24 protein-coding genes are annotated in these 18591 nt (G+C 39.0%); 21 read left to right on the top strand and 3 right to left on the bottom strand.

The annotated features are described in order from the left end of the window. Positions 1–375: 375 nt before the first annotated feature. The 4 genes from AC1DWN_RS09710 (at position 376) to AC1DWN_RS09695 (ending at position 5346) form a co-directional block, all read left to right on the top strand. The gene (locus AC1DWN_RS09710; RefSeq protein WP_477558696.1) at positions 376–1827 is read left to right on the top strand and encodes a spore germination protein; all 1452 of its coding nucleotides are present in this window, start codon (positions 376–378) and stop codon (positions 1825–1827) included. Positions 1828–1853: 26 nt separating this feature from the next. Beyond that, a complete protein-coding gene (locus tag AC1DWN_RS09705; protein WP_477558695.1) occupies positions 1854–2945 on the top strand; it encodes a spore germination protein in 1092 nt (363 codons plus the stop codon). Next, complete coding sequence (locus AC1DWN_RS09700) at positions 2921–4144, top strand: Ger(x)C family spore germination protein (RefSeq protein ID WP_477558706.1); 1224 nt, start codon at positions 2921–2923, stop codon at positions 4142–4144. The genes AC1DWN_RS09705 and AC1DWN_RS09700 overlap by 25 nt, the downstream gene beginning before the upstream one ends. Before the next feature lie 284 nt (positions 4145–4428). Continuing rightward, complete coding sequence (locus AC1DWN_RS09695) at positions 4429–5346, top strand: tyrosine-type recombinase/integrase (RefSeq protein WP_477558694.1); 918 nt, start codon at positions 4429–4431, stop codon at positions 5344–5346. A gap of 137 nt (positions 5347–5483) precedes the next feature. Here AC1DWN_RS09695 and AC1DWN_RS09690 read toward each other — a convergent pair whose 3' ends face one another. After that, a complete protein-coding gene (locus AC1DWN_RS09690; protein ID WP_477558693.1) occupies positions 5484–5894 on the bottom strand; it encodes a hypothetical protein in 411 nt (136 codons plus the stop codon). Between the two features lie 305 nt (positions 5895–6199). Between AC1DWN_RS09690 and AC1DWN_RS09685 the strand changes: the two genes are divergently transcribed. From AC1DWN_RS09685 to AC1DWN_RS09610, 16 genes are all read left to right on the top strand, one after another. After that, positions 6200–6628 (top strand): GNAT family N-acetyltransferase, encoded by a 429-nt coding sequence (locus tag AC1DWN_RS09685; RefSeq protein ID WP_477558705.1) that lies wholly within the window; start codon positions 6200–6202, stop codon positions 6626–6628. Positions 6629–6737: 109 nt separating this feature from the next. Further along, positions 6738–7481 (top strand): spermidine synthase, encoded by a 744-nt coding sequence (locus AC1DWN_RS09680; protein WP_477558692.1) that lies wholly within the window; start codon positions 6738–6740, stop codon positions 7479–7481. A 249-nt stretch (positions 7482–7730) separates the two neighbouring features. Further along, a complete protein-coding gene (locus AC1DWN_RS09675; RefSeq protein ID WP_477558691.1) occupies positions 7731–7994 on the top strand; it encodes a peptidoglycan-binding domain-containing protein in 264 nt (87 codons plus the stop codon). A 96-nt stretch (positions 7995–8090) separates the two neighbouring features. Continuing rightward, entirely contained in the window at positions 8091–8507 is a 417-nt protein-coding gene (locus tag AC1DWN_RS09670) for a hypothetical protein (protein WP_477558690.1), read from the top strand. Between the two features lie 188 nt (positions 8508–8695). Continuing rightward, positions 8696–9190 carry a hypothetical protein gene (locus AC1DWN_RS09665; protein WP_477558689.1) on the top strand — a complete coding sequence of 165 codons (495 nt, stop codon included), beginning with the start codon at positions 8696–8698 and terminating at the stop codon, positions 9188–9190. A gap of 21 nt (positions 9191–9211) precedes the next feature. Next, positions 9212–9718, top strand: a complete 507-nt coding sequence (locus tag AC1DWN_RS09660) for a hypothetical protein (protein WP_477558688.1) — start codon at positions 9212–9214, stop codon at positions 9716–9718. A gap of 71 nt (positions 9719–9789) precedes the next feature. Further along, positions 9790–10281 carry a copper amine oxidase N-terminal domain-containing protein gene (locus tag AC1DWN_RS09655; RefSeq protein ID WP_477558687.1) on the top strand — a complete coding sequence of 164 codons (492 nt, stop codon included), beginning with the start codon at positions 9790–9792 and terminating at the stop codon, positions 10279–10281. Beyond that, entirely contained in the window at positions 10278–10964 is a 687-nt protein-coding gene (locus AC1DWN_RS09650) for a hypothetical protein (RefSeq protein ID WP_477558686.1), read from the top strand. Before AC1DWN_RS09655 ends, AC1DWN_RS09650 begins: the two co-directional genes overlap by 4 nt. Positions 10965–11029: 65 nt before the next feature. After that, positions 11030–11659: a hypothetical protein gene (locus AC1DWN_RS09645; protein ID WP_477558685.1), complete on the top strand. Its 630-nt coding sequence runs from the start codon at positions 11030–11032 to the stop codon at positions 11657–11659. Positions 11660–11693: 34 nt separating this feature from the next. Continuing rightward, positions 11694–11978: a hypothetical protein gene (locus tag AC1DWN_RS09640; RefSeq protein WP_477558684.1), complete on the top strand. Its 285-nt coding sequence runs from the start codon at positions 11694–11696 to the stop codon at positions 11976–11978. An 85-nt stretch (positions 11979–12063) separates the two neighbouring features. Beyond that, on the top strand, positions 12064–12429 hold the full coding sequence (locus AC1DWN_RS09635; protein ID WP_477558683.1) for a nuclear transport factor 2 family protein: 366 nt from the start codon (positions 12064–12066) through the stop codon (positions 12427–12429). Positions 12430–12522: 93 nt separating this feature from the next. After that, the gene (gene pgsA / locus AC1DWN_RS09630) at positions 12523–13116 is read left to right on the top strand and encodes a CDP-diacylglycerol--glycerol-3-phosphate 3-phosphatidyltransferase (RefSeq protein ID WP_477558682.1); all 594 of its coding nucleotides are present in this window, start codon (positions 12523–12525) and stop codon (positions 13114–13116) included. Positions 13117–13337: 221 nt separating this feature from the next. Then, positions 13338–13496 carry a hypothetical protein gene (locus AC1DWN_RS09625; protein WP_477558681.1) on the top strand — a complete coding sequence of 53 codons (159 nt, stop codon included), beginning with the start codon at positions 13338–13340 and terminating at the stop codon, positions 13494–13496. 87 nt (positions 13497–13583) lie between these two features. Next, on the top strand, positions 13584–14594 hold the full coding sequence (locus AC1DWN_RS09620) for an SDR family oxidoreductase (RefSeq protein ID WP_477558680.1): 1011 nt from the start codon (positions 13584–13586) through the stop codon (positions 14592–14594). Between the two features lie 199 nt (positions 14595–14793). Beyond that, a complete protein-coding gene (locus AC1DWN_RS09615; protein WP_477558679.1) occupies positions 14794–15906 on the top strand; it encodes a glucosaminidase domain-containing protein in 1113 nt (370 codons plus the stop codon). Positions 15907–15974: 68 nt separating this feature from the next. Further along, positions 15975–16493, top strand: coding sequence for a hypothetical protein (locus AC1DWN_RS09610; protein WP_477558678.1), 519 nt, complete (start codon positions 15975–15977; stop codon positions 16491–16493). Between the two features lie 72 nt (positions 16494–16565). On the opposite strand, the gene AC1DWN_RS09605 is transcribed toward AC1DWN_RS09610, so the two are convergent. Further along, the gene (locus AC1DWN_RS09605) at positions 16566–16712 is read right to left on the bottom strand and encodes a hypothetical protein (RefSeq protein ID WP_477558677.1); all 147 of its coding nucleotides are present in this window, start codon (positions 16710–16712) and stop codon (positions 16566–16568) included. 130 nt (positions 16713–16842) lie between these two features. Here AC1DWN_RS09605 and AC1DWN_RS09600 point away from each other — a divergent pair, with 130 nt between their 5' ends. Continuing rightward, a complete protein-coding gene (locus AC1DWN_RS09600; RefSeq protein WP_477558676.1) occupies positions 16843–17523 on the top strand; it encodes a hypothetical protein in 681 nt (226 codons plus the stop codon). Between the two features lie 57 nt (positions 17524–17580). On the opposite strand, the gene trhO is transcribed toward AC1DWN_RS09600, so the two are convergent. Then, entirely contained in the window at positions 17581–18477 is an 897-nt protein-coding gene (trhO, locus tag AC1DWN_RS09595) for an oxygen-dependent tRNA uridine(34) hydroxylase TrhO (RefSeq protein ID WP_477558675.1), read from the bottom strand. Between the last annotated feature and the right edge of the window lie 114 nt (positions 18478–18591).

Below are 18591 nucleotides of genomic sequence, written 5' to 3'. Positions count from 1 at the left end.
AGAGTTCAAAGAAGGGCATATGATCATTAAGTATAAAACTATTAATGGATACAACAACATGAGCGTTAATTGAATTTTATTGTGCTTATATATCCCCAATAGATCGCCCCCAAAATAAAGACACTTCTAACCTTAACTTAATTTACCTTAACATACTCCATTGTATTTAGCTGAATAATTCTATCCTTTAACGGAAAAAATACCCACTAATCGATATTGGTTTATGATCAGGAGTGGTGGTGTGTTTATTAAAGCAATAGTAGAACATATTCCAAACTGGAAAGTATTTGTTGAAGCAGCAATTACGCTTATTGTTCCACTCTTCATTTTATACATCTTCAAATGGCTCAATAAATTGGAAGAAGTGTGATCGAGATGAATTCTAAATTGCTACCGAAAATAGCGATCATTCATGAGCAGATGAAGGATCATTCCGATATAACGCTTCGAGAGTTTGCACTTGGCAGTACCGGAATTTCAGCTGCGATCGTGTTTGTAACGGGAATGGTCGATAATCAATTGATTGACCAACATATTTTAAGAGCTTTAATGTCCCTTGATAGCGAAGCAGAAACAATAACGAAGTCGTTTCTAATCAATCAGGTTTTGACAATCAGTCAAATAACAGAAGCTAAAACCATGGATGAAATGCTTCCAAAGGTACTGCAGGGTTCAACTGCTCTACTTATTGATGGATTTAGCGAAATCATTATTTTGGGTACCTCTAAAGAGAAAACAAGAAGTATAGAAGAGCCTATTTCGGAATCCGTAGTCAGAGGGCCGCGTGCTGGGTTTAATGAATCTTTGTCAGACAACCTAGCCCTTATGCGAAAGCAAGGTGAAAACTCGAGCTTAGTTCTAATGAGTATGCAAGTGGGAGTACGGGCCAAGAAGGAATTGATTATTGCCTATATAAAGGATGTTGCTAACCCTGATTTAGTTGAAGAGGTCCGAAAGCGTGTTAGCAAAATTAATATTGATAACGTGCCGGAGTCGGGTTATGTAGAACAGTTAATTGAGGATAATTTTTTAAGTCCTTTTCCTCAAGTGCAGAGCACGGAAAGACCGGACAGAGTTATGGGTGCTTTGATGGAGGGGAGAGTTGGCATCCTGTTAGATGGTACACCTTTTGCCCTGATCGCTCCTGTAACCTTCAGTATGCTATTGCAGTCTCCCGAGGATTATTATGAGCGATGGATGGCAGGGACGTTGTTACGGATACTACGGTTCTTTTCTGCAATTGTATCTCTCTTAGCTCCTGCTATGTACATTTCCTTTATTTCCTTTCACCCTGGATTAATTCCGACGAAGCTTGCGATTTCCATCGTCGGGGCGAGAGAAGGTGTTCCGTTTTCCTCGCTTGTTGAAGCATTAATTATGGAGATTGCCATTGAAATATTACGTGAAGCAGGACTCCGACTTCCCAAGCCAATTGGACCAGCGATGGGTATTGTAGGAGGCTTGATAATTGGGGAAGCAGCTGTGCAGGCAGGTATCGTTAACCCAATTCTGGTTATAGTGGTTGCACTTACGGCACTATCTTCATTTGCCATTCCCTCATACAATGCTGGTACGGCGTTGCGAATGTTACGTTTTGTAGCTATGTTTTTCGCAGCTGCATTTGGGTTATATGGTGTTGTAATGTTTTGCTTGCTGCTAGGTGCACATGTCACGAAGCTTAAAAGCTTCGGAGTGGATTATGCCAGCCCGGCTGTTCCTTATCGTCTAAGAGATTGGAAGGATTTTATTGTGCGTGTTCCTATATTTATGATGAAGAGAAGGCCGGAAATGATGCATACCAAAAATCCTAAAAGACAGGGTAAATAAAAACTTATAGGAAGGAGGCAACTGCTTTGATCGGAGCTAAGGATCGAATTACAGGTGTTCAGGTGGCTGTTATCATCTCGAACTTAATGTTAGGTTCAGGAATACTAACCTTACCAAGATTATTAGTGGAAAAGGTAGGGACACCCGATGTTTGGATTTCTGTCATCATTGGTGGAGTACTAGCAATTACTGCAGGCATCATTATGGCGAGTTTAACCAAAATCTACCCGAATCAGACGATCTATCAATTTAATCGTCATATTATTGGGAAATGGATGGGTGGACTTTTGAGTCTCATCATGATCGTTTATTTTATGGTTATAGCAGCATATCAGCTGCGTGCACTTAACGAGGTAACCAGCTTGTTCTTATTGGAAGGGACACCCTCCTGGGCGATTATCATGTTATTTATGTGGGTCAGCCTATATTTATTAACAGGCGGTATAAATCCCATTGCTCGTTTTTGTGAACTTGCTTTACCGATAACTGTTGTCATTTTTTTGGTTGTCATTTTAATGGGATTGAAAACTTTTGACATAAATAATCTGAGACCTATGTTGGGTGAAAATATCATACCCGTTTTGAAGGGTGCCAGTACTACAACCCTCTCTTTTACAGGAATTGAAATCATATTAATCCTCACGGCATTTATGAACGATTCTAAGCGTGCAGTTAAGGCGGTTGTTTACGGTGCAATGATTCCAATTGTTATTTATCTGATCACCGTCATTATGGTTATCGGTTCTTTGTCCATTGATGTAGTAGTCTCGCGAACTTGGCCTACTCTTGACCTTGTACGCAGTTTTGAAGTGTCAGGATTTATATTCGAAAGGTTTGACTCCTTATTGCTCGTTATTTGGATCATTCAGATCTACACCTCGTATACGATCGCTTATTATGCTTCTGCTCTAGGTCTTTCATTAATATTTAAGTGGAAGTTAAACAAATGTATGTTTGGTTTACTGCCATTTGTATTTATTACTACAATGATTCCAAAAAATGCTGAAGATTTATACGGATTCGGAGTGTTCGTTAGAAATTGTTCAATGTATTTGTTTGGTTTGATACCTATCATATTGCTACTGATCGCRAAATGGAGAAGAGGGAGTCAAATATGAATCTAAACTCAAATCGGATACGTTTTTTTTTAATTAGTCTCAGCATCTTGCTTATATTATTTCAAACGGGCTGTTGGAGTATGGATGAAATTGAAGATCTAAGTATTTATGTAGGAATGGGACTTGACGTAGCAGAAGAGACTAAGCTGGAGAAGAAGCTGAATAAGCTTGGTTCTGACCAGCCAGTCAAAGATCTGATTACATATACCGTACAAATTGTAAATAAACAGTCTGAAGGTAAAGACGGGAGCTCAAGTGGTGGTGGAGACCCATACTTAAATATAACGGAAACGGGGGACTCTCTTCTTCAAATGATAAGGGAGTTTTCTACTCGATTGGAACGGCCTCCTATGGGACATCATCTGAAAGTGATCGTCATTAATGAACAGTTAGCGCAGCAACAAAGCATGAACGAGCTTATGGATTTCTTTATGAGAGATAACGAAATTAGGCTGAGCAGTGTCGTACTTATGAGTAGTGGAAAGGCGAGAAATACGTTAGAAGCAACTGGTAGTTCGGTTATTCCGTCTTTTCGGTTAGTAAGTATGAATAAGAATCGATATCGCAGTCTTCAAATATTACCTCCAATGACGTTTGCTAAGCTTATAAGTGAAATGAGAACAAGATCAAGCTATTTATTGCAAAATGTTGTTTCCGCCAATGGAGAAGTTAAGTTTTCCGGTGCAGCTGTTATAAAAGGAAAAACACAAAAGTTTAGGGGACTTTTAAATGAAGAGGAGTTATTAGGAATTAATTGGTTGAGTGCCGGTAAGGCTGGGTTGGTCAAAACCAATGATGAAGAAACGAAAAAAATAGTTACTGTAGATGTGGATGATATTAAGAGAAAAATAACTTCGCATGTCAATAACGATAAAATATCTTTTGAAGTGAAAATTCAATGTGATGGGCGAATAATGGAAGACTGGCTCACAATCGATAAGAAGATTGATGCGGCTTTTAAGGAGAAAGTAGAGCAAGCAGCGGAACAAGAGGTCAAGCGAGTCATCAAGATAGGATTAGCAAAAATACAAAAAAAATACAAAACGGATGTCGTCGGCTTTGGTGGGTTATTAAATATACAACACCCGAAGGTTTGGAATCAGGTGAAAGACGACTGGGATAACATATTTAGTAAAATACCAATAAATTATAGCGTGAACATAAATATAACGGATTATGGTGCGAAGATCACGCATTAAGCCACATTTTTAAGTGAAATATGAAGTAAATAGGGTCGTGAAAAATTGCGTGAAATACATATTTCACGCAATTTGATTTGTAAGGGACTTTTMAAGTATGATAGAAGGGCATTAATCACATTCAAAGCGTTCATTTTCAACTTTTTTTAAAATATAGGAGAGTATAACAATCACCCTTATACTCTTCTATATTTCACCGCGAAACGAGCTTGCGCCGCCAAAGGATGGTTACAGCCGTTTACGCTTGGACGGAGGCGGCATAGAAAATTAGACAGCATGAGGTTATGGAGAGTTATGGTACAGAGATAGAGCTGTTTTCTATTTGGATGAAAAATCAGGGAATGACCAAAGCGACACATCAAGCCTACATGAATGATACCTATCACTTTCTGCACACGGTGCATCCAACATTAACGAAGCACATTACAAAATTAGACATTATGCGATTTCTTTCCGAATGTCGAGTGAATGGAGCAGGGGATGAGGCACGTAATCGCAAGCTATCGTCATTGCGATCTTTTTTTAAAGCGTTAATAGAGATGGAGCATTTGGAAGGGAATCCGGCAACGCTCATCGCGAAGTCAAAGCAAGAGAAAAATAGAATTCCTGTTTATTTGGAGGAGAATGAGCTAGAGGCCTTGCTTCAAAAGATAGATGGGAAGTACTATATCCGCAATGTGGCTATTGTTCTATTGATGGCGTATGCGGGCTTGCGAGTGGGTGAAGTTCATCGGATGAATATACAAGATTTCAGGCAGGATGGATCCATACATATTCTCGGAAAAGGGCGTAAATGGCGTGTTATACCGCTGCCTAACGCTATACAAGCGATTTTAAACCAGGCTCTTGCTGAGCGTAAAGATTCAAAGCAGGGGAAAGAGCAACCGTTCTTCGTATCGCAGTTCGGTAGAAGACTCTCCATCCGGATGATTCAGACGGTTGCTGATAAAACAATCAAGCAGCTGAAGGAAGAAATGCCAGGTTTGGCGGATAAACGTATATCAAGTCACAAGCTTCGACATTCCTTTGCAACGATGCAAATCCGCAGTGGTACAGATATTCGTACGCTTCAAGAGCTGCTTGGTCATGCAAGCATAGAAACAACTCAGATTTATACTCACATTGACAATAAACAGCTTAAAAATGCAATGAATAACATTGCATCCAAAATACCTATTATTTCAGAAAGAAAGATTACATAACAATTGTTATGTAATTAATGATTGCACCTTGACTATTGGGTAACATAAAAATAGTTATGTAAACAAAACTGATAGTGGAACAAAATAAAAAAAAGTTGACGAAGGATATGATCCACCAACGTCAGCTTTTTCGTTTTCTATAAATAAGGTTTCACTAAAGATTTAATTCGTTCGAGACCCTCCCACATATCACCAGGACCGTCGTAGATAAGCACATACACACCATCAAAGTCAGCCGCTTTAATCGCTTTGAGGCCAGAGATAAATTCCAATACATCGGGTAGACCCTGTTCATCGTAGGAAGCCTTCGCGTGAACAGATACACTGAATGGCACCGTATCAGCGATTTCAACAAATTTATCGTCGCCGTGAAAATTCCCGAAATCCGTTATGAATCTGACGGATTCACCAGTAAGAGCAAGTAGTTTCAGACTGCTTTCAGCAGTTGAGGTAAGCGGTTTGAAGTTTTCCGTAATAACTTGAACGCCCTTGGAAGCTGCATATTGTGCTAAATCAACAAGAGAGGAAGCGGACATTTGAATAGACATTTCATCTGAAGGCTGCTGATTCTCCGGCTATGATACGTATTTGTTTGGCCCCGCTAATCGATGTAAACTCCAAGTACTTACAGATAAATAGGACACAGCTCATCCAACCTCATAGTATAATGGTCTAACTCTTGTATAGCATAGCACTAATATTGGATAAAAAAAGTTCATCTATTTAGCTTATTATTCCTCTAGTTAGTCATAGATACCTGTTAGTTCTCTTTTCCGAGATGAAGAACTTTTCGTCAAATTAGGGTATTATAATACATAGAGATCGAAGCTTTTAATGGAAGGAAAGTGGCATGATGCAAACAGAACGTATAAAAAATGAGGCACAATTAGAAGAAGCATTCCGAATTCGTAAGGCGGTATTCGTCGAAGAACAAGGGGTTGATGAGGAAGTGGAGTTGGATGAGTATGATGACATCGCAGACCATGTTCTCGTATATTTTGACAATGAAGCGGTTGGAACGGGTAGAGTTCGGATAATGGATGATATGGCGAAGCTAGAGCGGGTTTGCGTCTTATCGGCGTATCGTAAACATAGTCTTGGCAAGGCCATTATGAATGAGCTTGAAGCTATTGCTAGCGAAAAAGGGGCTACAAAAGCGAAGCTGCACGGTCAAGTACAAGCTGCTGCTTTTTATGAAAAGCTGGGCTATGAAGTAGCCTCAACTGTCTTTCTAGAAGAAAACATACCACATGTTAAGATGGTTAAAGATTTATGTCATTAATTAATTATAGCGGGACATGCCAATCATAAACAACATAATAGAGGGGCAGCCAAATAGCTGTCCTTCTTGATCTTGCGGGAATCACCTTACATAGAAGGAGATCGTCTATTTGTATCAACTAGCACAGGAGTTAAGCCAGGGGCAAGTTATTACCGTTTATGATTCTGCACAGTTATACGGAGTGATAGGGAAGTATCGGTTTCTACAGTTTTCGGATGATGCTATACAGGGCGCAATAGACCTGAGAGATCCTAAACGTGTCGTGTTAGAATATCCGAGAGCTATCATACATTTAATGGAATGCAATGCACCTTCGTTCGAAAAGGTGTTTGTTATAGGGCATGGTGTTGGGACGATAGCCGGACATTACCCTGACAAGAATTTTATAGTGGCGGAAATTGATGAGAAGGTAGTTGAGCTAAGTAGAATTTTTTTTGACTATGACAGGGACAATGTTGTGATCGGGGATGGGCGCCAAATATTAGATAATGAAGAGCCTAACAGCTTTGATTACATCATATTGGACGCTTTTAACAAAGAGGGTACTCCGTATCATTTAACAACGTTAGAGTTTTTTGACATGACGAAAGAAAAGCTTCGTTCAACTGGTTCAATTATAATGAACCTAATGGGAAGACCAAATAATGACAGGCTAATTAACGCCATATATTCCACTCTTAGAGAAACGTTTGTTTACACAAAAGCGTTTGCGTTACAAGGGGAGGATGCGGCGGACATTCGGAATATATTGGTAGTAGGGAGTAACAGTAATGTCGAATTTCAACTGCGTTCAATGGCAGGCTTTATTGAGATTGAATTAGGGCATGGTCACATAATGATGGATAGAGTGTAAGGTATTGTGATTGGTAAGCCAGATATTTTTATGGCCAAGCGGGTATAATTGGATACTATAATTACTGTGAAGAAGAACAGCTGACACCGATGGAGCATTGGTGTCAGCTGTTTTTAATTGACTACAAGCTAGGAGTTTCTGGAAAATAAATCCTATCATTTTTTGGGTCCAAAAAAGTAATAAAAAAGAAATTTTGGGGATAGTAAAGTGGTAATTTAAAAAATATACAAAAAGGAAGGTGTATTTTGCATGCAAAAGAACAAAGGGGCAACTGATACGCGCGAGAAAAGCGTCAAGAAAAGCTGGCTTGCTGCAAGGTACATAGGTGCAGTATTTCTTGCATTAATGTTGATGATGAGTCTACCGCATATGGCGCTTGCTGTTGGCAAGGGAGCAAAAGGACCGGATGTATACGTCATTCAAGGCATGTTGAAATCTTTAGGCAGCTATGCTGGACCGATCGATGGTTCATATGGTCCTAAGACAATTCGAGGAGTTAAATATTACCAGTAGAAAAATTCCTTGCCAGTGACTGGCGCGGTAGATGCGAACACACTTAAGTCAATTTCATATTCGTACTCTACGCTAAAAACAGGAGCGAAGAGTCAAGTGAAATCGAAAGTAAAAGCAAAAGGTAACGCAGGAGCTGGTGGTGGTGCAGGCGGCGGAGCTGGTGGTGGCGCAGGCGGCGGAGCTGGTGGTGGTGCAGGCGGCGGAGCTGGTGGTGGTGCAGGCGGCGGAGCTGGTGGCGGCGAAAACAAAGGCTATGGTGGTGGCCAAATGGAACATCGAGGTCATGGCGGTGGTAAATCCGAAAATCAAGGTCATGGTGGAAGAATCGGCGGTCAATCGGAGAACAAAAGTCATGGTGGTAACCAATCTGGTAACCAAGGCCGAGGCGGCGCTAGATCGGAAAATCAAGGTCCTGGCGGGCAATCTGGTAATCAAGGACCTAGTGGCGTACAATCCGGTAACAAAGAACCAAGTGGTGGCACATCTGAAAACCAAAGCCACGGCAATCACTAACAATAGGTTGAGTTTTTGACATATTGAATACGAAGAGGACCTCTCACTTGGAGGTCCTCTTTTCGTTTATCATACGAAGTGCAACAAATGTCATTCGTTTCCGTCTTTATTAATTGGGAAGTTTTAGTATGAATTTAGTATAATTTACGTATTAGCAAGAATATGAGTTAGGGGGAAGAAACTCAATCATGCAAAAGAGAACAGTTACGATAGGTAGCGTTGTCATCCTTGCAATAATAATCGGAATAGGCTATCTGGCGTATGCCCAATATGATACTTACTACGAAGTGTGGGAAAAGAATTGGGGAATAACCATCCCTAAGCCAGCAGAACTGAAGGTAGTTATTGAAAGTCCGCCAAGCTTCAATGGTGATGGAGAAGGATTCTTCATTTTGGAGTACAGGGATAAGCAAATAAATGTACTCAAAAACCAAAATTTTTGGCAACCAATAGATGAAAATTCAATAAGTCTCGTTAATGGTAGAGTATCACGATTCAAAAAAATGACGTTAGATATCTATTCAGATGAAAAAGAAAAGTATGAAAAAATATATCTAAATAATTCCATTGAGTATGGGAAAGGTGATTTATATTTCTACAAAGCAAAGGATGACGGCAGTTTCTGTGTTGCAGTGCTTAATGTAACAAAGAAACGATTGCATATGATGGAGTGGACGCAATAATGAATAATTGGGGGTGACTTGATGAGTAGAAATAGCTTTTTGATTTTAATATTCCTTTTAATAATGACTGGTTGTGAAAAAGCACTAGAAAACAAGATGCCTGAAGAAATGCCTAGTGTTTTCAGTTTCAGTGTTCGTTTTGGATACGGAGAGGTTAACAAAAATGAAATTAATACCTTTCAGAATACTTTTACAAAGGATTTAATAATGAATGGAACAGCAACTACAGAAATCATTTTTACTAAGGATGAGATGCGCAGTATTTATGAGGAAATGAGAGAAGTAAACATAATGGGAGCAAAAGATTTAGTACCATCTAACAACAATTGTAGTCGAAAACCTTTTAGTGAAGATAGTTGGGAGCTTCTTATAAATGGTCAAACAAAAACATTTTCTTGGTCAGATAAGTATTGTGAGCCAACGAGTGATGCGAAGCAATTATTGGAGCTAAGAAAATACATTCAAAAAATAGTTGAGAGTAAAGAGGCATATCTTCTTATGCCAAAGGCAAAAGGCGGTTATGATTGAGAACTAACTTTAAATAAATGCCAAGAAAACAAATTTAGGATTATGTGGATAAAAGAAATTGGAGGTTAAGAATGAAACGACTTAAGTTTGTATTTGTGGCAAGTTTAGCTATGGTAATTTTCACTTTAGGAGGGTCTTCTTTAACGAAGGAAGCAAGCGCAGCGACTAAACCGATTATTGTAACAACCAATGAATACCGTACAGAAGAATTTCAGAACCCTCCACTCCTCGAAAAGGGAACAGTTTACTTGCCTTTGAGGGAAACCGGAGCTTTAATGAATGGTAAAACAACTTGGATTTCTGAAGGGAAACATATTATTATCAATAGTCCTACGACTCATATCGAAATGAAGCTCGGTAGTAAGTATGCCATAGTAAATGGAAAAGAGTACACGATGGCGGCTATCCCGAAGAATAAAAATGGTGTTGTATACGTTCCTGTTCGGTTCGTGACTGAGGCGCTTGGAGCGCAAGTAGATTGGATAGCGAAAGAACGTCGTGTTAATCTAACCTTTAAAAACCAGTACTTATATGCAGAGAAGGGTGAAAAAGCTATTGGTTGAATCGTAAAAGCGGAGAACTACATGTTTCTACTCATGCAGATGCAGCAAAGTTTGTTACGATTACAAATGCAAAAATAATTGAGATCGCTACTTTGACTATCGATTCGATGTCATCAAGTGTAGACTTGTTAATTATTCAAGATAATTTCGGGGAACCGCACATAAATGATAACATTTTTAAGATCATACTAGTAAACGGTCAAATAACTTTTGAATCGAAAGTGTATTATCATGGACTTCATCCTATTCGAAATATAGATTGGTCTAAAAACAAAAATGCTCTACTGATGAATGGAACAACCTTATATGAAGTAGACAAAGCAGGTAAAACATTAGCAAAACATGACTTGCAAGCTATTACCGGGTATGAAGATGCCTCTTTTCAAGTGGAGTATTATGATGAGTCCTATCTTGTTGTTAGACCGCATGACACGGGATGGTTGACGCTGATCGATCGACAAACGAATAAAGTGACACGATTAGCTGATGAATTTTTGGATGAAGAAAAGATAGAAATCTACCGAACGATGGAACCATCAAACACGGTCTTTGATCAATGGGACGGACTTCAAGTAATCGAGCGTGATGGAGATATTCTTAAGCTTAGGCATAGATGGTTTGTAGATAATTCGACTTCTGAATTTAGCTATAAGCTCTCACCTACCGAAAAACCAAAAGACTAGACAATTTGATTTTCCGTTATTCTAAACCACACTCGAAATTCTTACTGGTAAGGAGAAAATGTAAAATGAGAAGAATGATATTGATTTGTTGTCTTTGCGTTCTTGCTGCTGCAATTACCGCATGTTCTAAATCGGACTCTAAGAATGAGGGCACTCTGAAAGTGAAACCTTTTGATTTATTCACTGGCGACTCAAAGAAATTCCAGTCCTTTCTTGGATTAATGTCGGGTGGTATTAAATTGAATTATAAAGGGGATAAAAAGTCGATTAGAGCTAAGTTTGAGGTATGGGAGAATGGAGAGAAGATAGAAACGGGTCAATCAATTGGTTCATTAAATCAAGTTTTGAAAAGCGGCGATTATGTTTTTGACGGTGAATTTATCATTTCAGTAAAAAAACAACAAGAAACATCTAATGTGAAAAAGACTCATTTTACAGTATCGTCCGCTTTTATAAATAACGGAGGCTCAACAACCAGCACTGATTTTCAAATAGAAGCAAACACTAAATTAGTATCAAGCATGCCAATCGTACTTAGTAATGAAGGTCAAAGTTTCTCTGAAAATGAAGAAATTGCAGTATGGGGAATGCAAGCTTCAGACCAAAATGGAATGCAAACAGTAGATTTGACGCCTGAAATGTTGAAAAAGGTTAGATGGGCAATCATTGTTAAAATTTCGTTAGCTGATGAATGATTTATACAAGGCTAATATATTAGGAGAGAGTGATATGACAAATAATAAAATATTTGCACTTATCATAATGATTTGGTTTACGATTCTAACCATCTGGGGAGTAAATCATTTAATAACTTCCCTCAATAATCAAAGTACACGATCAGTAAATGTTCATGGAATACCTGGATATCCAACACCTCAGCAGATTTCTACCATTCAAATTGATAAGGACACGGTATGGATCATTGATGCAAACAGTAACTATATAAGAGTTATTACCCATGATGAGGAAGGCTATCATATAACGGGATCAGAGATGTCATTTATGGAGCAATAAGTAGTGGATTTGATGAAGTGGAGGGTATTCATACCCCGTGGCAATGAATAAATTAGTATTGAATTCCTGAATGAGGTGTTGAAATATGGATAATAAATCTTCGTTGAAAGAGCAATTGCTGGAACTAGAAAAGAAGTTGTTACTCCCAGAAACTCGAACATCTCAAGTAGAATTATTGAAACTACTTGCTGACGATTTTTTTGAGTTTGGAAGCTCAGGGAACGTTTGGCGTAAAAGTGATGGTATTGGAGGAGCGGGAATAGGTATTGTACAAATGACCCTAGATCAATTTGAAATATATCCATTGTCAGAAGAAACCGTGTTAACCACTTACCGCATTTTCAATGAAGTTAAGATGCAACATACTTTGCGCAGTTCAATTTGGAAGTTGAGTGATGGAAGATGGCAAATGTTCTTTCATCAAGGCACACCAACACATGAGGTAATGTAAGAAAACGTTAATTATTGAGAAATTAAACATAAGCAGCCTTCGGTTCAACCATTATATGGTACAATGGTTGAAATACTGTTAAGGAGGCATCATATGAATTTAGCCAATAAGTTAACTTTTGCAAGAATATTATTAATCCCCATTTTCATCTTACTATTCCCGATATATCCTGAATGGTTAATCAAAAAATCAGTGATCATCCAACACGTAGAATCCTTTGGAATTTACTACGCATCAGCAGTATTTATACTTGCCTCAGTCACTGATAAGTTAGATGGACATATTGCAAGAAAATACAATCAGATTACGAATTTGGGAAAGCTATTAGACCCATTAGCTGATAAATTACTCATCTCAGCAGCGTTGATCTTAATGGTAAGCCAGCAGTTAATTTATTCTTGGATTGCATTTGCTATTATAGCTAGAGAAATTATAATTACTGGAATTAGAATCGTAGCCTCGTCTCAAAAAATCGCTTTGCAAGCGGATCAGTTTGGCAAAATCAAAATGGTATTTCAAGTTATTGCTATTGCAGCCGTTTTGCTAAATAATCGATCAATTAGCATTATCACAGATTTCCGAATCGATCAAATACTGATGTACATAGCACTAATTCTAACTCTATATTCGGGTGTTAATTACATAAAGAATAACTATCGCATGCTAAAACTTAATTTATCTTTGTAATACCAATAGTAAAAGAGAGGAGTTGCATAAAATTGAGCAGCTCCTTTTTATTTGACTGTATCATTTCCATTCAAACCTATATAAATATGGATTATAAAGTGATTGAATGTACATTATACAATCAAACTTTCAAACAAAGTTTTACGACCTTTTTATATTAATAAAGATCTATAAGAGTATCCTTTGGGAGAGTTTACTTTTTTAAGAAATGAGGAGATTTCATGGCTGCTGCTGTGTTTATTATTAGTTATGTAATTATTGTTTTGGCTGTAATCAATATTTCAGGAAGTCTTAAGAAGAAGCTTGATAACGATGAACGTATCATAGAAAAGCTTGATATTTTAATTGATACACTGAAGGATAAGGGGAAAGTAGAGTAGAATAAGAAGAATCGAAGCCATCTCAGCAAAGTTGTAGTAGTGCAGGAGATTCGTAAAGCAGAGAATGCAGTTAGGAGCGATGTGAAGATGAAGGTATTGTTTATCGGAGGCACTGGCTTGATAAGTGAAGCGGTATCCTCCCTTACGTTACAAAGAGGTTTTGAGCTTTATTTGTTCAACCGTGGTAAGAGAGATGATTTTGTTCCTGAAGGTGCTAAAGTGATAACGGGAGACATTCGCGATCCCGAAGGAGCTGCTGCTGCGCTTGCGGGGCAAGAGTTTGATGTAGTTGTTGATTGGATTGCATTTACTCCTGAGCATGTTCAAGCCGATATTGAACTATTTCGCGGGAGAACGAAGCAGTATATTTTCATAAGCTCCGCATCTGCTTATCAGAAGCCTCCACTACACTATGTGATAACAGAAGAGGGCACACCGCTAGAAAATCAGTATTGGCAATATTCACGTGATAAAATAGCTTGTGAGCAGCTGTTGGTTGCAGAGCAAGCGGTCTCTGGATTCCCGGTTACGATAGTAAGACCTTCTTTCACTTATGGGGACACCATGATCCCGGCAGCTCTAAATAGCTGGCAGCATCCTTGGTCAATCGTATCACGTATGAGGAAAGGCCTTCCTATTATTGTACATGGTGACGGTTCATCTCTTTGGACAATGACTCATAACACTGATTTTGCAAAAGGTTTTGTTGGTCTTCTAGGCAAGTCAGAGGCAATAGGAGAAGCCTATCATATCACTTCTGACGAAGTGCTCACATGGAATCAAATATATGAAGCGATTGGTGCTGCAGCTGGCGTGCAAGCAAAGCTCGTCCATATTTCGTCCGATTTTCTCATATCACATGATCCAGAGCTTGAAGGCGGTTTGCTAGGAGATAAAGCGGTAAGCAGCGTTTTTGATAATACTAAAATAAAAAGAGCGGTTCCAGACTTCCAAGCAAATTTGTCATTTAGCGAAGGCATTAAACGTACTATCGCCTGGTTTGAATCACATCCTGAGCGCTGCACCGAAGATGAAGCCTGGAACAAGCAAATGGATCGTATCATTGCCGCTCATGCATCAGGAATTAAATCTAATTAATCTACATAAATCTAAGGCTTCCCTCAGACGAGGGAAGTTTTTTATTTTAAATGAGTAATCTCTCACTTTTAAAAAGGACAAAAACTCTTCTGACATGAGACTAACCATCATATACTCAACACAGACCGTCCCACTGGATTGTTTTCCAATAAAGTTTGTCTAATAACCTCGGTTGTCAATTGGTTTCACCAAAAAAACGATGGAAAGAGGTATAGCCATGCGAAAAAAAACGAGCCAAAAAATGTTCGTATATGTGTTAAGTTTAGCCGTACTCTTTACTTTAGGGCTGCAATTTAAAACCGTTACCGACAAAGATGTGAAGGATAATTTGGTGCCAGGTAGTAAATGGACCGAAAGTTTACAAATATCTGCTCCGAAAGAACTCCCGTTTGTCCAGACCATCGCTCCCATGCCGATCACGGAAACTGCACTTCCACAAACCTTGGAAATAAAGACTGAGCCAGTACTCGAGCCGGCACCTGTGCCTGTTACTGAGACCAAAGCAGATATAATAGCAGCTGAACCACCTCTTGATACGTACGAAGTTACTGCCTATTACCTCAATATTCGTGAAGGATCAAATGCAAAGTCCAAGATTCTAAAGACCATTAAGCAAGGTGACCAAATTGAGATTTTAACGATTACAGAAAATGGCTGGCTGCAATTGAAGGACGGAGGTTATATCCACGGCGGATATGCTAAGCTGGTTGATCATAAAGCTGTTAAGTCACGAGTGACTATACAATCCTTTAGCGAAAGCAAAAAAAAGGTGAACGAAATACATAACGTTATACCCAAGCAAATGAATACAAAAATAATGGAAGTGCAAAAGATAAATGATCCAGAAACGAATGATCATGAGGAAGAGTCAGTTCCTAGTCAACCAACATCAGTTGTAGCATCTGATTCAGGATTAACAGTAGAACATATTGCTCAAATATTTGAAGGTACTGCACTTGCTGATTATGACCTAGAGGAAGCCATTCTTGAAATCGAAGAAGAATATGGAATAAATGCATATTTCACCATCGCAGTAATGAAGCTAGAAAGTGGCAATGGTAAGAGCAAGCTTGCTAAAAACAAAAATAATCTATTTGGACTGAATGCGATTGATGGYGATGAACATAATAGGGCCTTTAGCTTTAAAACGAAGAGTGACAGTGTCTTGAAGTTYGGACAGCTCCTCTCAAAGAGCTATGTAGGAAAGGGCCTTAAAACTATAGATAAAGTAGCAAAGAAGTACTGCCCTTCAAATAATAAGTGGGCAGGCTTGGTCAAAAAAATAATGAAGAGCGATTATAAAAAGCTATAAATGGTTTAACTGAATTTGGCGATAATATAGAGGAGGGGTCTACTGACAAACCATAGGAGGCTAAGCCCATGAGTACAAATATTAACAAGGTACCGTTTGGCTATGAACCACCGAAGGAGGAGCTAAAGGGTACGCTCATTTATTATGATTCCTTTGAGGATACTACGGATGAGGATCTGGAGCTCGCAGCTAAAGTAGCTGCGGAGCGATCATTTGCTAAGCTTGTCCTTTATCCTTTACATGATGAGACCGTCAGACGAATGACGAAAATTCCAGTCAGTGCTTACTTTAAACGTGAGGATAGACTTCATGAATGGAAGCGTGAAAAAGGTGGGGCAAACGTCATTGTTGAACGATTAGAAGGAAAACGGAAGAAATATACACCGATCGATTCTGCTTTGCGTCATTTCCAAGATAAGTATCCTTCACCCTATTTTTTATATGTAACGGGTGAGACTGCGAATATGTTTGCTTCTTATTCTTCCTTTGAAGAATGGATTGTGAAAATTAGGCTGATCTTGACTTCGCAGCCATTAAACTTACACCCGAGATTAGAGAAATTCAGGCATCGTTGGAACACCTTATAAGAAAGGAAGGACGGTGCGCAGAGCTATATGTTGCGCACCGTCCTTTTTTTATGTTCTGAAGAGAACTGATGTTTATCCTGTAGAAGGGCTATTCGGGATATGCCCTTTCTGGTTACGGTTTTCATTAGTCGAAGCTGCAAGATTATTTTCCGCTTGCTTAGAGCTTGTCACATAGGCTTCGTTTTTTTGAGGGACGGATCGGTTTTTGTTGCGAGCCATTTCAATTCCTCCTTGTTTTAGAATGGACTTACACCTTCTACAGATATAGAGTTCCCAAACTAAAATGAAATTAGTTCTTTTCAGTAAGTTTTTCACATACATTTTTCTGAAGCTTAATTGGAAAAGAGGGATGATGATGAGCAACTTTGTAGAGTATGAGTCTATCGTGCGTAATTTCCTTCCCCCTAATGCGGAGATCATTGAGCTGAATAGACCTGTCAGTCAGCCAGCGATTCTGATTGCAGACGTGGATGGTGATTCTGATCGAGAAATTACGACAGCTTATTGCCTGGAAGGCGAGCCTTATATTTTGACGCTGAAGCGAAGCGGGAATAATTGGTATCGTATTTTTGAAATGAAGGGCAAAGGGATAGGGATAAGAGATTTTTGGGCAGCTCCAATAGTAAGGCCTAATCAACTAAACCTTATTGTTGGTTGGCAAGCGGACTGGAACGTTGCGGAGCTTGATATTTTCGAATGGTCGCACCAGGGCTTTCACCGATTAATGGAAGAGGGTACGTTATATAGTCGAATTGAAATTGAAGATATGCCCGGTTTAAATGGCAGGGACGGTGTTTGTGAGCTTGCGCTGTGGACACATGATAAAGCAGATGCTTATCGCATTGAAACCTATCGTTGGAAGCCGGAGGGGCTCATTACAGCGCCGGATGTAAACCCTTATTATTATCAGAGGGTGGCAAATTACTACGAAGCATTAGCAGCTAAAGTACCGGATGAACCTTTGTACCGATCCTACTTGGAAGAAGCAATCATTAAATCAGGTCAGAACAAACAATTCCCCATCATTTAGAAAAGCATAAAAAGAGGTAGATCTTCCATTAGGGAGATCTACCTCTTTTACGTTTTTCTAGGTTAAGTTGAGAACATGCTCTTCGCATTCTGCCGAGCAGAAGCTATCATGCTTTTCTTCACATTCCTTACAAACGATATGCTGGAGATGGCACGAATCATCAGCGCAATTGATATAAATATCAGCAGGCTCAGCGCAGTGATGGCATTTACCTACGACTGTAGCTTCGTCAGTATGGTTAATGGTAACGGAAGTACGCTCGTCAAAAACGTAGCATTTTCCGTCAAACAGCTTGCCTTGTACATCTTCGTCCTTACCGTAGGTGACGATTCCGCCTTCAAGCTGATACACATTATTAAATCCTTCACTTAACATTACACCCGTAAGCTTCTCGCAACGGATACCGCCTGTACAATACGTAAGGATCGGTCTGTCCTTAAATTCCTGCATATTGTCTCGAAGCCATTCCGGAAATTCTTTGAAGGTTTCAAGTGTTGGCTTAATAGCGTTGCGGAAATGACCAAGATCATATTCATAGTCACTGCGGCCATCCAAAACAATAACATCTTCTCTTTGCAAGTACTCATGAAACTCTTTTGGGGAGAGACGTGTCCCGCTAAGTGTGTTTGGATCAAGAGGCTTCTCGTAACGCAGTGTTACTAGCTCTTTCTTAAATCGTACAAATATTTTTTTGAAAGCATGACCTTCAGCATCATCTACTTTAAATACGATATCTGAAAATAATGGATTCGCACGAAGGTCGTTCATATATTGCTCTGTTTGTTCAAATGTACCGGATAGTGTTCCGTTAATTCCTTCAGTGGCAATTAGAATGCGGCCCTTCACGTTTAATTCTTTACAGTATGCAAGATGTTCAGCGGCGAACAGCTCTGCATCTGGGATTTCTACAAATTTATAATACAATAAAACACGGTAATTGTTGTTTTCGCTCATCGTAAAATTCCTTTCCAAATACAAATAAAATCAATCTACATTATAGTAGATTTTGTACATATTTTCAACAGAAATAACAAATCGAACTTTTTTTGAATTGGAAACCAATAGGAT

The sequence above is a fragment of the Paenibacillus sp. P4_A7 genome (assembly GCF_056402455.1).
The sequence above is the reverse complement of the archived record's forward strand: the minus strand, read 5'-3'. Positions and strand labels throughout refer to the sequence as shown.

What these genes read in the sequence shown, in the direction of transcription:
- AC1DWN_RS09710 (WP_477558696.1), top strand. Translation starts at nt 376, where the DNA reads ATGAATTCTAAATTGCTACCGAAAATAGCGATCATTCATGAGCAGATG.
- AC1DWN_RS09685 (WP_477558705.1), top strand. Translation starts at nt 6,200, where the DNA reads ATGCAAACAGAACGTATAAAAAATGAGGCACAATTAGAAGAAGCATTC.
- AC1DWN_RS09675 (WP_477558691.1), top strand. Translation starts at nt 7,731, where the DNA reads ATGCAAAAGAACAAAGGGGCAACTGATACGCGCGAGAAAAGCGTCAAG.
- AC1DWN_RS09695 (WP_477558694.1), top strand. Translation starts at nt 4,429, where the DNA reads ATGGAGAGTTATGGTACAGAGATAGAGCTGTTTTCTATTTGGATGAAA.
- AC1DWN_RS09625 (WP_477558681.1), top strand. Translation starts at nt 13,338, where the DNA reads ATGGCTGCTGCTGTGTTTATTATTAGTTATGTAATTATTGTTTTGGCT.
- AC1DWN_RS09645 (WP_477558685.1), top strand. Translation starts at nt 11,030, where the DNA reads ATGAGAAGAATGATATTGATTTGTTGTCTTTGCGTTCTTGCTGCTGCA.
- trhO (WP_477558675.1), bottom strand. Translation starts at nt 18,477, where the DNA reads ATGAGCGAAAACAACAATTACCGTGTTTTATTGTATTATAAATTTGTA.
- AC1DWN_RS09690 (WP_477558693.1), bottom strand. Translation starts at nt 5,894, where the DNA reads ATGTCTATTCAAATGTCCGCTTCCTCTCTTGTTGATTTAGCACAATAT.
- AC1DWN_RS09610 (WP_477558678.1), top strand. Translation starts at nt 15,975, where the DNA reads ATGAGTACAAATATTAACAAGGTACCGTTTGGCTATGAACCACCGAAG.
- AC1DWN_RS09620 (WP_477558680.1), top strand. Translation starts at nt 13,584, where the DNA reads ATGAAGGTATTGTTTATCGGAGGCACTGGCTTGATAAGTGAAGCGGTA.
- AC1DWN_RS09700 (WP_477558706.1), top strand. Translation starts at nt 2,921, where the DNA reads ATGGAGAAGAGGGAGTCAAATATGAATCTAAACTCAAATCGGATACGT.
- AC1DWN_RS09635 (WP_477558683.1), top strand. Translation starts at nt 12,064, where the DNA reads ATGGATAATAAATCTTCGTTGAAAGAGCAATTGCTGGAACTAGAAAAG.
- AC1DWN_RS09640 (WP_477558684.1), top strand. Translation starts at nt 11,694, where the DNA reads ATGACAAATAATAAAATATTTGCACTTATCATAATGATTTGGTTTACG.
- AC1DWN_RS09655 (WP_477558687.1), top strand. Translation starts at nt 9,790, where the DNA reads ATGAAACGACTTAAGTTTGTATTTGTGGCAAGTTTAGCTATGGTAATT.
- pgsA (WP_477558682.1), top strand. Translation starts at nt 12,523, where the DNA reads ATGAATTTAGCCAATAAGTTAACTTTTGCAAGAATATTATTAATCCCC.
- AC1DWN_RS09600 (WP_477558676.1), top strand. Translation starts at nt 16,843, where the DNA reads ATGATGATGAGCAACTTTGTAGAGTATGAGTCTATCGTGCGTAATTTC.
- AC1DWN_RS09605 (WP_477558677.1), bottom strand. Translation starts at nt 16,712, where the DNA reads ATGGCTCGCAACAAAAACCGATCCGTCCCTCAAAAAAACGAAGCCTAT.
- AC1DWN_RS09665 (WP_477558689.1), top strand. Translation starts at nt 8,696, where the DNA reads ATGCAAAAGAGAACAGTTACGATAGGTAGCGTTGTCATCCTTGCAATA.
- AC1DWN_RS09660 (WP_477558688.1), top strand. Translation starts at nt 9,212, where the DNA reads ATGAGTAGAAATAGCTTTTTGATTTTAATATTCCTTTTAATAATGACT.